15 protein-coding genes are annotated in these 12,411 nt (G+C 43.7%); 10 read left to right on the forward strand and 5 right to left on the reverse strand.

Translation table 11 applies throughout. From position 1 onward, the window contains the following. Positions 1-9 precede the first annotated feature (9 nt). Positions 10-1,569 (forward strand): winged helix-turn-helix domain-containing protein, encoded by a 1,560-nt coding sequence (locus ACXAGP_RS08470; protein ID WP_475260758.1) that lies wholly within the window; start codon positions 10-12, stop codon positions 1,567-1,569. Here ACXAGP_RS08470 and ACXAGP_RS08475 read toward each other — a convergent pair. The 5 genes from ACXAGP_RS08475 to ACXAGP_RS08495 all read right to left on the reverse strand — a co-directional run bounded on the left by ACXAGP_RS08475 (position 1,550) and on the right by ACXAGP_RS08495 (position 5,750). Next, positions 1,550-2,626, reverse strand: coding sequence for a serine hydrolase domain-containing protein (locus tag ACXAGP_RS08475; RefSeq protein ID WP_475260760.1), 1,077 nt, complete (start codon positions 2,624-2,626; stop codon positions 1,550-1,552). The genes ACXAGP_RS08470 and ACXAGP_RS08475 overlap by 20 nt on opposite strands. A gap of 154 nt (positions 2,627-2,780) precedes the next feature. Further along, entirely contained in the window at positions 2,781-3,743 is a 963-nt protein-coding gene (locus ACXAGP_RS08480; RefSeq protein WP_475260761.1) for a DUF3080 family protein, read from the reverse strand. 58 nt (positions 3,744-3,801) lie between these two features. Then, entirely contained in the window at positions 3,802-4,014 is a 213-nt protein-coding gene (locus ACXAGP_RS08485) for a CPXCG motif-containing cysteine-rich protein (RefSeq protein ID WP_475260762.1), read from the reverse strand. A 51-nt stretch (positions 4,015-4,065) separates the two neighbouring features. Next, positions 4,066-4,926: a fructosamine kinase family protein gene (locus ACXAGP_RS08490; protein ID WP_475260763.1), complete on the reverse strand. Its 861-nt coding sequence runs from the start codon at positions 4,924-4,926 to the stop codon at positions 4,066-4,068. Between the two features lie 134 nt (positions 4,927-5,060). Continuing rightward, positions 5,061-5,750: an SRPBCC family protein gene (locus ACXAGP_RS08495; RefSeq protein ID WP_475260764.1), complete on the reverse strand. Its 690-nt coding sequence runs from the start codon at positions 5,748-5,750 to the stop codon at positions 5,061-5,063. Between the two features lie 172 nt (positions 5,751-5,922). Between ACXAGP_RS08495 and thrS the strand changes: the two genes are divergently transcribed. The 9 genes from thrS (at position 5,923) to ACXAGP_RS08540 (ending at position 12,390) form a co-directional block, all read left to right on the forward strand. Then, positions 5,923-7,839: a threonine--tRNA ligase gene (gene thrS / locus ACXAGP_RS08500; protein WP_475260765.1), complete on the forward strand. Its 1,917-nt coding sequence runs from the start codon at positions 5,923-5,925 to the stop codon at positions 7,837-7,839. A 20-nt stretch (positions 7,840-7,859) separates the two neighbouring features. Then, entirely contained in the window at positions 7,860-8,396 is a 537-nt protein-coding gene (gene infC / locus ACXAGP_RS08505) for a translation initiation factor IF-3 (protein WP_475260953.1), read from the forward strand. Between the two features lie 128 nt (positions 8,397-8,524). Beyond that, positions 8,525-8,722, forward strand: coding sequence for a 50S ribosomal protein L35 (gene rpmI / locus ACXAGP_RS08510; RefSeq protein WP_229527659.1), 198 nt, complete (start codon positions 8,525-8,527; stop codon positions 8,720-8,722). Positions 8,723-8,738: 16 nt separating this feature from the next. Beyond that, on the forward strand, positions 8,739-9,095 hold the full coding sequence (gene rplT, locus ACXAGP_RS08515) for a 50S ribosomal protein L20 (protein WP_229527658.1): 357 nt from the start codon (positions 8,739-8,741) through the stop codon (positions 9,093-9,095). 192 nt (positions 9,096-9,287) lie between these two features. Continuing rightward, complete coding sequence (locus ACXAGP_RS08520) at positions 9,288-10,097, forward strand: substrate-binding periplasmic protein (protein ID WP_475260767.1); 810 nt, start codon at positions 9,288-9,290, stop codon at positions 10,095-10,097. A gap of 82 nt (positions 10,098-10,179) precedes the next feature. Continuing rightward, on the forward strand, positions 10,180-10,530 hold the full coding sequence (locus tag ACXAGP_RS08525; protein ID WP_475260768.1) for a PadR family transcriptional regulator: 351 nt from the start codon (positions 10,180-10,182) through the stop codon (positions 10,528-10,530). Continuing rightward, a complete protein-coding gene (locus ACXAGP_RS08530) occupies positions 10,520-11,200 on the forward strand; it encodes a hypothetical protein (RefSeq protein ID WP_475260769.1) in 681 nt (226 codons plus the stop codon). The genes ACXAGP_RS08525 and ACXAGP_RS08530 overlap by 11 nt, the downstream gene beginning before the upstream one ends. 214 nt (positions 11,201-11,414) lie before the next feature. Continuing rightward, entirely contained in the window at positions 11,415-12,113 is a 699-nt protein-coding gene (locus tag ACXAGP_RS08535) for an AAA family ATPase (protein ID WP_475260770.1), read from the forward strand. Continuing rightward, positions 12,073-12,390 carry a ribbon-helix-helix domain-containing protein gene (locus ACXAGP_RS08540; protein ID WP_475260771.1) on the forward strand — a complete coding sequence of 106 codons (318 nt, stop codon included), beginning with the start codon at positions 12,073-12,075 and terminating at the stop codon, positions 12,388-12,390. Before ACXAGP_RS08535 ends, ACXAGP_RS08540 begins: the two co-directional genes overlap by 41 nt. The last annotated feature ends 21 nt before the right edge of the window (positions 12,391-12,411 follow it).

Consider the following 12,411-nt stretch of genomic DNA (forward strand, 5'->3'; position numbering starts at 1 on the left):
TGAATTTTAATGCTTTCTAATTTGGACGGTAATGTAATAACTCACCTTACTTCTGCCGGTGTTGAACTTGATCAAAAACAACAGCTTGTAGTGGTGAACGGCAAGATTTTGAAGTTACCGTTTTTGAGCTTCAAAGTGTTACAGCTGTTATTTCTCAACGCACCTCATGCCGTTTCCATTGATGAGCTGATAAAACAGTGTTGGAGTGGTCAGGTGGTGGCAGACGAAACGGTAGTACAGCGAATTGCATTACTTCGGAAGTCGCTGAGCAGTGCTGGCGTTGCTGAAAACTGCATTGAAAATCGTCGCGGCGAGGGTTATCGCTGGATGTTTGAAGTTGTCGAGTTACCCAAAGCTAAGCAAAAAAATCACTTTACCATTGTTGCCTGTGGAGGATTGGCACTTTTAGTTTTGCTGCTTTACTTAGCGTTACAGCCCTTCAAAAATAACATCGAAACATTAGCGTTTCAATCTGAATCATTGCAAAAAGCACATCAATATCGGCAGCAGTTTACTGAACGCTCGTTGCAACATGCCGCAGAACTTTATCGTGAGTTATTACTGGTGCATCCAGACAATGTACCGGCTTTGGCGGGTTTAGCTATGACCTTGGCACATCAGGTCTCCAAGTTTGCAGCCGACGATTCTTTATTGGATATAGCAGCAAAGCACGCTCAACATGCACTTGAGCTGGCACCGGATGATCCGTTTACATTGCAAGCAACAGGATTAGTTCAGGATGTCTCTGGAGATATCTCTGGGGCCTTACAGTTCTATCGAGAAGCATTGCAATACAGCGATAGTGAACTATCGCTGTACGGTGATATTGCTTATTTGCTGACAATCCGCGGTGAGCTCGTAGAAGCTGCTGATTATCATTTACGCAGTCTACAGGGCAACCACGAGTTTCGATATTCGCAACTTGCACTATGGTATGATTTGCTGGGAATGTCGGCTAATGCAGAGCTTTGGTTTAAGCAAGCTGTTTTATTAAACCCGCACAACCTGACTGAGCAATTCGCTTATGTCGATTGGCTTATAAAGCAACAGCGGTTTCAGCATGCGCAGACGCAGTTAGAGCAAATTGCCTCGTGGTCTGAGCAGTCTTGTTCAAGTTTCCTGTACCAGATAGTTTTAGCCATACAAACTGGCACACAGGTTTCTCAAAGTCAGGTACACAGTTTTTGTCGCGACAATCAACCAGAATATTTACTGGCACTGCTTTGGATAAACCAGCAAGCTGTGCAGAAGCCGGAGCAAATTTCGCATCAAATGCGCATAATTGAATTTAAACAGTGGCACTGGCCCAATGATTATGTACTGCTTGCACTGGGCGATTTTGCATTGTCTGGGGAAGCCTACCCTAATTATCTCAAGCAGGCCTTGATTACTGGATATCGCGATAGTGAGAAGCTAAGCTTTTTAATAAAGAGCGGGCTTCTACCTGATAACCAGCATACCAAGGCAATTTTAAAAGAACTGCAGATAAGTCAAGCTCAGGCCCTCAATGAACTGAGAGCTTCATCGGCTTTTGAACAATTGCAGGCGATTAGTCAGAAGCGTCAGTGACAAGAGATGACATCTTGAGCAAATGGTCGCTAAAAATCGCCTGGCTCTGTCGGTGCATGTAGGGTTGATTGAATGCCGTGCTGGTGATCACCGCGGTGAGGTTGAGTGAGGGCACAATCCATAAATAGTTTCCCCCGTTGCCTGATGCAGCCCAAGCCGTTATGGTTCTACCTTCTAAATTAAACTGGTAGATCCAAAGCAAATAACCATATTGAATATTACGCTCGATATCGATGTCGGCGCGCGGCTGCATCATTTTCTCAACCCATTGTTGAGACACCAATTGTTGGCCTTTCCAGCTACCTTGATCCAATAGTAATTGCCCAATTTTAAGCAGGTCTCGAGAAGTAATGCGCACACCACCACCTGTTTGGGCGTGTCCTTTGGGTGAATAGTGCCAACGCAAGTTGTCGATTTTCATTTTTTTAAACAGATGCTCCTGCAAATAAATATCTGCTCGTTTACCCGTGATGTTTTCCAGGGCTTTGCCCACCAGAAATACACCACCTGTACAGTAAGAGAAAGCTATTTGATTAAAGCGCTCTGCTAATTTGGATTCCCAAGGAGGAATGCCTCTTTCAGGTAAATTGAGCATAAACTCCGTCCAGTCAGCCCGCAAATACATGCGCTCCTCATTGCCGGCTGAAAAACTGTTCCAGTCGTTGCACTCCATGGGGGGATTCATGGTCAACAAGTTTGCATAAGTCATTTCTTGCTTGCCTTTGAAATTATGCTGTTGCACTTGATAAGGAGATAAGTGCGGCATTATTTTTGTGTGCTCAGAAGCTAATAAAGCATTGTCAATTGCCAGTCCTACCGCTAAGGAAGTAAAGGTTTTACTGGCAGAGCGAATATCATGCAGGCTATCGGCATTAATTTGATTGCCATAGTATTCATAAATACGTCGGTCATTAACCTGAACCAGGATACTGGTAATTTGTTTGAAGTGGTCGTTGCTGAGCTTTTTCTCAAGTTCTTTTAGTGGTGACTGACTGGTCGTTGTTGAATAGGCATTATACGAAATCAGGCACAGTAGTATTAGTAGAAGTTTGTTCATGTGTTGCTGCTCTTAATTAACATAGCTCCGTTATATCGCAGCCAGACTGAAGCAACCTGAATTTGCAAAAAACTTTAATAAATATAAATAAAGCTAAGCATAACAGATGGTTACATGTTTATATTGAGGGGAATGTTGAATTTCTGACTCTGCGTCAGTTGCCTGGCACCATATCACAGCGCTTGAAAAACACCTGCCACCGGGCAACGTGGTCCTTTATTGCGAAGACAAAATGTTTGTGTAGTGATTTGTTTAGCGTGTTGTCTTCATGCTCGGTAATATCCAACGCATCAAAAATCACAGAAAGTTGATAATACCAGTCGTTTATTTTGCCTGCTTGTGGTTGGATTTCCTGAATAAAAAACAAGTTAAATACATTGCGTAAATACTCTGCTTTGATTTTGTCACCGGGATTGGATTCACAATTGAGTCGCGTCATATTTGCCTCCAGGTAAGTTGTAATTTGAGGCAGGGTGGAGATGAGCATCTGCATGTCGTTACGCAATTTAGCTGGAGTTTTAAATTTGCTGATGGATTGCAGTAAGATTTCCAGCGAGCTTTCATTTGCTAATTGATAACGTTTTTCTTTTAATTCTGGTGGTGAATATCGCAACAGAGAATGCCAGTTTTGGATGGCTGAGCGGTGGTCTTCTTTTTTATCGAAATGAGCCGAATTATTAAAGCGCGCACTGTTGATTTCATCACTGTTAAAAATCAGATTATTCCAACTCTCCACTACGACTTGCTCTTTACGGCTGATTATTGAACGCAATTGCTGCTGCGACTCGTCATCAACTATCAACATACATTGATATAATGCGCCCAACAAACGAGCTTCATACAAATAGCGTTGTGATGGTGCCTGCAGTTTTCCGAGGGTAGTGTTGCGCTGGGCAATAATGGGTTTAATACCGCAGTCGGGTAAGTTGTAAAATTCTCTTAGTTTTATGTTAAGTGGCCCGGCGCTGCTCTGTGGGTAATAGACCTGCTTCGGTGTCGCGGAAATCACTGTCGAAGCAATTAACGAGGGCGGATCTACTTCCAGGATATTGGCAAGTCTGGACTGATACTCCTCTAAGGTATTGTGTAACCAAGGCTTTTGAGCGCATGCAGCCAAACCCAGCCACAGGCATACAAGTGCTGTTAAAAAAATATAGGTTGGCGCTTTGCGTTTTCTAATAAATCTGTTCGTTATCTGAGCTAACACTGAGCTCCAATGTTCTATTGATTTCATTTAAATGCAAGTTTAAATGAATGGGGTTGCAGCAATTGGCGCAATCTTCAATATAGTCCTGATCGCCATTGCTGCAATCTAAATCAAGGTGAACCGGATGCCCGCAGTGAGGGCAGTTTATGTCGGTGTGTTTTAATGTATGGTCGTTAAACATGTTAAGCCTCGTTTGATAAATATCAGATTAGTTCCTCTTTGGTGTGCTCTGTTAGTGCTTTTGTATTTGTTTTAATGTTGCCTTTGCTGAGTCCATATAATGGCCGCCAAACATCAGGGCATGGTTTAAAATGTGGTACAGCTGATATATGGTTTTGCGCTGTTGGTAGCCGTCTGGGAGTGGCCAAACAGCTTCATATCCTTGATAAAACGGTTTTGGAAATGCCCCGAATAGCTCGCTCATGGCAAGATCGGTTTCCCTGTCTCCAAAATAACTGGCTGGATCAAAAATAACCGGCGCATGTTTGAAAAAAGCCACATTACCCCGCCACAAATCGCCGTGTAATAATGAGGCTTTGGGTTGGTAGCCTTTCAATAGAGTATAGATTTGCTCTCTGGCTTTATCGATATTTACAAAGTGGATCCCCTGGCTTGCCATCAGCTGCAGTAATTTAGCAATTCTAAATTCGCTGAAAAAGCCTGCCCAATCATCAGTCCAGGAGTTAACCTGAACGGTTTTGCCAATATAGTTATTGAAATGGCAGCCATAGTGTTGCTCGGTGTGCAGGTGCAGCTTTGCCAGTTGTTTACCCATTTCATACCAATCTGTGCTCTCACCATCACTCAAGTTGAGATGCTCCAATACCAGATAACTGTTGTTATTGGCTATGCCGCTACAGATTACTCTAGGGATTTTGACATCGGCAGCATTTTGCAAAAGTGCCAGGCTTCTTGCTTCAGCTTCGAAATGGGAGAGAGAGGACTCGTTGTCTATTTTTACAAAGAAGCGCTTACGGCCATCGGATATTTTGAAGGCGCGATGAGAATCTCCACCGGATACTTCTCTTATGTCGTCACAGATGAAGTCATGATGGATGCAGTCACTAATCTTTTCACTAATAAAGTGCCACATTTTTGCTTACTCAAATCGATCAGTTGATTGCCGCATTACTGACCAGCTTGTCCTGCCCACGCCCATTTAAACAGGAAGTGAGTGTTTTAATTATGACGAAAAATCCACTTATTTTTAGTCTTGTTTCAGCATTTTTACTGGGATAATAGATAAGCTGATGGTTTGTCTTGATATTTTTTTTCCGAAATTTTGTCCCTAAGTGCAATAAAGGTGCGATAGGTGGACTTCTTCATCTCAGATCTGGCTAGCCAGCTGGGAATGTTGCCACCGGGCTTCGCTGTACCAGTCCAAATAATTTTGCTCTCATTCTGGTTTATTTTTGTTGCCTGCCAAACGCCTTCCACGTCTTCCATCGCAACTAATTTTACATCTGAGAAAAGTGCAGGGTGCTGCACAACCTCAATGCTGAGAGAGGTTTGTATTGTGTCAAAGTTTAACGTTGAGCGGGTACTCATCATGCGATTGCGAAACGGCCACGGAGCGTAAAATTCGGTGTGCACCAGATCGACAAATGGATCTGACTGGGGTACTACCTTGACTGCAATCACATTGTCTATCCAGGCCACAGCGCTATCCGTGTCTCGTAACAAATTCAACAAACTCCACCAAGAGGCATTCACCACTGTTTCGGCTTTAACCCATTGGTTATTATTATCATCCCGAGCAGTCCAAACCTTGACTTCATGCTTGTCAAATTCGATGCGCCATTCCAACTCCGGGCTGGTTGCCAAGGCTATGTTTGATGCAATCAATAAGATGATTGAGCAGCAAAGCAAGAATAGTTTTTTAAAAAAGTTTGGCGTTGCTGGATTTGTCCGGCTCAAACTGATACTCCAGGGTGGAAAATTGTCTAGGCAGTTGGTAGACTCGCGACGCGTTCTGACAACTTCTGATGGATGTCGTTATTTCATAGAGTGAGACAGAATGCAAAACTTACTATTAAACTGAAATCGCAAGTGGCGTTTGGTAGGCGTCACCACTGTAAAAGGAAATCTCATGCCAGTTATTACTCTTCCCGACGGAAGTCAGCGTCAATTTGATAATCCACTTTCCATTTTAGATGTCGCTAACGATATCGGTCCCGGTTTAGCCAAAGCCACCATTGCAGGTGCAATTAATGGTGAACTGGCCGATGCCAGCGATATGATCACCGAAGACGCGGATTTACGCATTATTACCGCCAAAGATGACGAAGGCTTAGAAATCATCCGTCACTCTTGTGCACACTTATTGGGGCATGCGATTAAGCAATTGTGGCCAGATACGAAAATGGCGATTGGCCCGGTTATCGACAACGGTTTTTATTACGATGTGGATATGGAGCATTCTCTGAGCCAGGAAGACCTGGATAAACTTGAGAAGAGAATGTTGGAGCTGGCCAAAACCAATTACGACGTCATCAAGAAAAAAGTTGACTGGCAAACTGCAAGAGACACTTTTGAAGGTCGCGGTGAAAGCTACAAAACCACGATACTTGATGAGAACATCGAAAAAGACGACAAGCCCGGTTTGTATCACCACGAAGAATACATCGATATGTGTCGTGGTCCGCACGTACCCAACATGCGTTTTTGCCATAACTTCAAGATTATGAAGGTGGCCGGGGCCTATTGGCGCGGTGATAGCGACAATAAAATGCTGCAACGTATCTACGGCACAGCATGGGCTGATAAAAAGCAATTAAAAGGCTATTTGAAACGCCTGGAAGAAGCTGAAAAGCGTGACCATCGTAAAATTGGTAAAGCGCTGGACTTGTGGCATTGGCAAGAAGAAGCACCAGGCATGGTGTTCTGGCACAACGATGGTTGGGCTATCTACAAAGAATTAGAAAAGTATGTTCGCGAGATGTTGGTGGACTACGTTTACGACGAGGTTAAAGGTCCTTTAATGATGGACCGCTCGTTGTGGGAAAAATCCGGTCACTGGGATAAATATGCAGAAAACATGTTTACCACCCAGTCAGAAAACCGTGAATACGCTGTTAAGCCTATGAACTGTCCGGGGCACGTTCAGATCTTTAATCAGGGATTGAAGTCTTATCGTGACTTACCACTGCGTATGGCGGAATTTGGTAGCTGTCATCGCAACGAACCCTCGGGTGCCTTACATGGCCTGATGCGCGTACGTGGCTTTACCCAAGATGATGCTCACATCTTTTGTACAGAAGAGCAGATCCTGGATGAAGTAAGCGGTTGTATTAAAATGGTATACGAAGCCTATAAGACCTTTGGCTTTGAAAACATTGTTGTGAAGTTGTCTACACGCCCTGAAAAGCGTGTTGGCGATGATGAAATGTGGGACAAAGCGGAGAAAGGCCTGGCAGATGCCCTGACCGCAAACGACATCGAATACGAAGTGCTTCCCGGTGAAGGCGCTTTCTACGGACCTAAGATAGAGTTTACGTTATACGATTGCCTGGAAAGGGCATGGCAGTGCGGTACTATTCAGTTAGACTTTTCAATGCCGGGCCGTTTAGGCTCAACTTATGTAGCTGAAGATGGCGAGCGTAAAGTACCGGTAATGATCCACCGTGCTATTTTGGGTTCACTGGAGCGTTTTATCGGAATTTTAACCGAAGAATACGCAGGACAATTCCCAACCTGGTTGTCTCCAACTCAGGCGGTTGTACTGAATATTACCGATAATCAGGCGGATTATGTGAAAAAAGTGACTGAAAAGTTACAAAAACATGGAATTAGAGCCAAGTCTGACTTGAGAAATGAGAAGATAGGCTTTAAAATCCGCGAGCACACAATAAGGCGTGTTCCGTACATGCTGGTTATTGGTGATAAAGAGGTGGAAGCTGGAGAAGTGGCTGTCCGCACTCGAAAAGGTGAAGATTTGGGTAAATTTGCAATAGATGACTTCATCAGCAAAATATCCGAAGAAATACACCAGAAAAAGATTTGCTAATTTTCTCGGAGGAATAACCTATTAAAAGAGGTAACAATAGAGCGGACAGCAGTAAAGAGCGTATTAATAACGAAATTACTGCAAATGAAGTTCGTCTGATTGGAGCTGACGGAAGTCAGGCGGGGATAGTTTCCCTAAACGAAGCTTTGGATAAAGCTGCGGAAGCGAATTTGGATTTGGTTGAAATCAGTCCAAATGCTGAGCCGCCTGTCTGTAAAGTAATGGATTACGGGAAGTTTATCTTCGAGAAAAGTAAAGCTCAAAAAGAGCAAAAGAAAAAGCAGAAACAAATTCAGGTCAAGGAGATTAAATTTCGCCCTGGCACTGATATAGGCGACTACCAGGTAAAACTGCGCAACCTGCGTCGCTTTTTAGAAGGTGGTGACAAGGCTAAAGTAACTATCCGTTTTCGCGGACGTGAAATGGCCCACCAAGAGATCGGAATCGATCTTCTTAAACGGGTTAGAACCGATTTAGAAGATATCGCTGTGTGCGAGTCCTTCCCCAATAGGGTGGAAGGTCGACAGATGATCATGGTGTTAGCACCTAAAAAGTAGAGGTTGTAAGGCCTGCAAGTAATTCACCGGGTTTTCCCGGAGGGTTCGCCTTGCGACTATGTAGTAAATTGCTGTTACGCATTTAAATGTTTTAGCGTAATCAGCCTAAAAATGCGGAGTATGTAATCATGCCCAAAATTAAAACTAATCGCGGTGCCGCGAAGCGTTTTAGAAAAACCGCTTCCGGCCGCTTTAAAAGCAAACAGTCTCACCTGCGTCACATTCTGACTAAGAAGAGCTCTAAGCGTAAACGTCACTTGCGTGGCAAAAAGCTAGCTCATGATGCAGATACTGCGTTGATCCAACGCATGTTACCTTACGTGTAAGAGAGGAGACTGAATAATGGCAAGAGTAAAACGCGGTACTATCGCACGTGCTCGTCACAAAAAAGTATTAAAAGCTGCAAAAGGTTATTACGGTGCACGTTCACGTGTATATCGCGTAGCCTTCCAGGCGGTTACAAAAGCAGGTCAATATGCTTATCGTGACCGTCGTCAGCGCAAGCGTCAATTCCGTCAATTGTGGATTGCACGTATCAACGCTGCAGCACGTTCTAACGGTATGTCGTACAGCCGTTTTATTAATGGTCTGAAAAAAGCTTCTGTAGAAATCGATCGCAAAATTTTGGCGGATATTGCGGTACACGATAAAGCAGCTTTCACAGCATTAGTAAACGCCGCTAAAGGCGCATTAGCTTAATTTTTTAACAAATTTAGCTTAAGTTCTTATATGGGAAACGGGATGCAGGATGCATCCCGTTTTTCTTTTTGGGCTGATAAAACTTTAGTATAAGTCGATACAAATCCGCTTGTGTTTTCTGCTTCCCTGTTTAAAACTCGGGGTATGCTTTCTTTTCAAGTCAATCCTTTCTCTGTATCCAGCAAAGTTGTATTGAAATTACATCTTCTGCTGTTTGTCTGTTATTTCGCGTTTCCTGTTTATTCCGATACCACACCTCATCCTCTAAAGGTTGGTGTTATCGATGTTACCTTTAAACCCTACCACATGGTTGATGATGGCCATGCCAGTGGCCCTGATATAGACGTTATTCGCGCTGTACTAAAGCGCATAGGTGTAGACTTTACCGTTTTGCTACTGCCACAGAAGCGTGCCACCGAATACTTATTTAAGGGGCGGATAGATATAGGTGTGTTGTTTAAGATGCCGCGCTATGCACCTTATGTAGTGTTTGGCGAACAGCCTTTACACGCATCAACTTATCGGCTGGCTGTACGCCGCGATAGTGAATTTCACTTTGATTCGATTGAAGATTTATACGGTCAAGGGCACATTGGGGTGGTCTATGGCAATTCCATCGGGCAAGCGTTTGATAATGCAGTTTCATCTGGTGATATCGTGCCTGTGCAGGTTAGTGAAATAAAGCAGTTAACTGATTTGTTGCTGCTTGGACGCGTTCAGGCCGTTGCGGCAAATCAACGTATATTTTACTATTATCTGAGTCAATCAGAGCAGGCAGACAGTGTTAAGTTTCTACCAAAACCGCTCAGTGACAAACGTTTTTTCCACATGGCGATTTCACGCAGAGTGAAGGGCATAGAGTCTGAAGTCTTGGCATCTAAACTGGATAAAGCATTAAGGGAGATGCTCAACAGTGGTGAACTGGCAAAAATTTACCAATCCTATGGTTTATCAATGCATTACTACGATCCCGACTGGAGCTCTGCCTCTAACCAATACTGATTTATTCTACAAAATAAAATAAATCTTGTGCTTTTGCTAATATCCTCTACATTATAGATGAAATGGTGTGGAGCGCTTATTGGTGAGTGAACAAAAATATCTCGGTGAATTTGAGCAAGTCATATTATTAGCTGTGATGCGTTTGGGCACTGATGCCTATGGAAAGACCATCAGAGAGTTATTGTCCGAGCAACTAAACCGAGATGTTACCGTGGGCGCTTTATACGCGACACTGGAACGACTCGAAGTTAAAGGCATGGTTTCATCCACTATGGGTGAGCCTACCAAAGAGCGGGGCGGACGTGCCAAGAAGTACTTCAAAATTACTGCTAAAGGGCAACAAGCGCTAAAACGCAGTAAAGATGCATTGACGCTCATGTGGCAAGGCTTGTCCTTGAGAGGCAGTCTAATGGAGGTTAGCCATGGATCTTAATCCGCAGTCTTTAGTGGCTCAACCACCAAGATTATCAGAGCGATTTTTAACCTGGTGTCTGCCTGCTTCACTTAAAGAGCCGATAGTCGGGGATTTGGCGGAAGAATATCAGCAAAAAATCGAGTATGAGAATGTATTTACAGCCATCATCTGGTATCAACGCCAGGCGTTTAAAACAGCCATTCGTTATTTATGGCAAACCAAACGAGGTGTACTGATGTTTATTTTGGGACTACTGACTTTCATAGCAACACTGACAATGGCTTTATTTTGGAGCGGTGAATTCAGCATGTTTATCAATGTGCCTTCATTTTTATTAGTCATACCGCCCGCTGTATTCCTCACCCTAGGTATTTGTTCTGCGCAAACCTGCAAAACAGCCTTCAGGTTACTTTTTGACAATGAATTGAAATTAACAGTCACAGAGCTCCAGGCCGCCAAGCACGTTTACGCCATATTAGGCAGTAGTTGTTTGTGGCTCGGGTGGTTGGGATTACTCATTGGAGCAGTTGCTGTAGCTATAGATGTAAATGAAATCATTATGGATAAAATGCTGGGGCAAGCAATGGGCATCTGTTTTCTAACCCTGTTGTATGGAGTGATACCTAAGGTGTTTTGCTACATCGGCGAGCAAAAAATCCAGCACCTCATGATACGTAGCGGCGAATAAAGATCTCGCACTCAAAGCCAAAAGGTTGCACGCAATGTGCAACCTAAACTGCTCTTTACTACTTAATTCCTGTGTTTTGTGAATTCTTTCACGTTAAAGGTATTCAAATCCATTCCTTACAGATTTTACCTATGCCTATCGGCACTTCCATTGTTTCCAATAAGGACTAAGGTTGAAATGTGGTTGTATTTTAAACAGTTCGATGGGGCAAACCATGATTATTGCAGTAGGTGGAGAAAAGGGCGGTAGCGGTAAAAGCTGCCTGGCACAAAACATCGCCGTTTATATTCGGCATGCACTGAGTGATTCTATTCTTTTGGTTGATTGTGATCCGCAGCGTACCACTTCCAGCTGGATTCAGGAGCGTAACGACAATCCTGATGTACCTAAAATTAATTGTATTCAGTTGTTCGGTAAGGTGCGTGAGGAATTATTGAGCCTTAGCCGACATTATGAGTACATGGTTATTGATTGTGGTGGACAAGATAACTTGGCCCTGCGCTCAGCCCTTGCCGTTGCGCAGTATGTTCTGGTGCCTATCAGGCCTAAACGTCGCGATTTAAAAACGGTGGCCCACATGGAGGACATCATCAGTACCTGCAAGATGGCAAACCCCCACATGAATATGGCGTTTGTTTTGACTCAGTGCCCGGCTTTGCCGACGATGGTAAACCGTATCATTGAGGCGAAAGAGGTGTGTGAGTCTTATGATTTGGCAGTGTTAAATGCCATTACTTACAGCCGAAACATATATGATGACAGTGAAGAGGATGGCATGTCGGTGTTTGAACGCGATCCCAATGGCAAAGCCGCAGGAGAGATCCGCGCCGTATTTAATGAATTAATCGACCTTAAAGCCAAGGAGAATGTGCATGCCATTTACCAGCCTAAAGCGCAAGTTGCCTGTCTCTGAAAAACGAAATCTGTCGCTGGATGCGTTTATTGATGAGGCAGAGCGTTATGCTGCTGGTTTGGATAATGTATACCCGATAGTGCAAGGGAAAACTCAACTAAAAGCGAGTAAAAAGAAACTACGGGCGACATTTTCACTGTCACTTGAGGCAAAACAAAAGTTAGATTTGTGTGCGCAAAAGACAGGTATTGCTCGTTCCAGGTTAATTCGTATTTGGCTGGAAGGGTTAGATGAAGAGCAATTACAAACTCAATATTGCGGGAGTGAAGTAGAATAGCCTCACTGGTGAAGTCGTGTT

This window comes from Planctobacterium sp. AWM4_229, assembly GCF_056160305.1.

Excerpts from the sequence above, each read along its gene's own strand:
- ACXAGP_RS08535 (WP_475260770.1), top strand. The coding sequence starts at position 11,415 with ATGATTATTGCAGTAGGTGGAGAAAAGGGCGGTAGCGGTAAAAGCTGC.
- ACXAGP_RS08490 (WP_475260763.1), bottom strand. The coding sequence starts at position 4,926 with ATGTGGCACTTTATTAGTGAAAAGATTAGTGACTGCATCCATCATGAC.
- ACXAGP_RS08485 (WP_475260762.1), bottom strand. The coding sequence starts at position 4,014 with ATGTTTAACGACCATACATTAAAACACACCGACATAAACTGCCCTCAC.
- ACXAGP_RS08475 (WP_475260760.1), bottom strand. The coding sequence starts at position 2,626 with ATGAACAAACTTCTACTAATACTACTGTGCCTGATTTCGTATAATGCC.
- rplT (WP_229527658.1), top strand. The coding sequence starts at position 8,739 with ATGGCAAGAGTAAAACGCGGTACTATCGCACGTGCTCGTCACAAAAAA.
- ACXAGP_RS08540 (WP_475260771.1), top strand. The coding sequence starts at position 12,073 with ATGCCATTTACCAGCCTAAAGCGCAAGTTGCCTGTCTCTGAAAAACGA.
- thrS (WP_475260765.1), top strand. The coding sequence starts at position 5,923 with ATGCCAGTTATTACTCTTCCCGACGGAAGTCAGCGTCAATTTGATAAT.
- rpmI (WP_229527659.1), top strand. The coding sequence starts at position 8,525 with ATGCCCAAAATTAAAACTAATCGCGGTGCCGCGAAGCGTTTTAGAAAA.
- ACXAGP_RS08530 (WP_475260769.1), top strand. The coding sequence starts at position 10,520 with ATGGATCTTAATCCGCAGTCTTTAGTGGCTCAACCACCAAGATTATCA.
- ACXAGP_RS08470 (WP_475260758.1), top strand. The coding sequence starts at position 10 with ATGCTTTCTAATTTGGACGGTAATGTAATAACTCACCTTACTTCTGCC.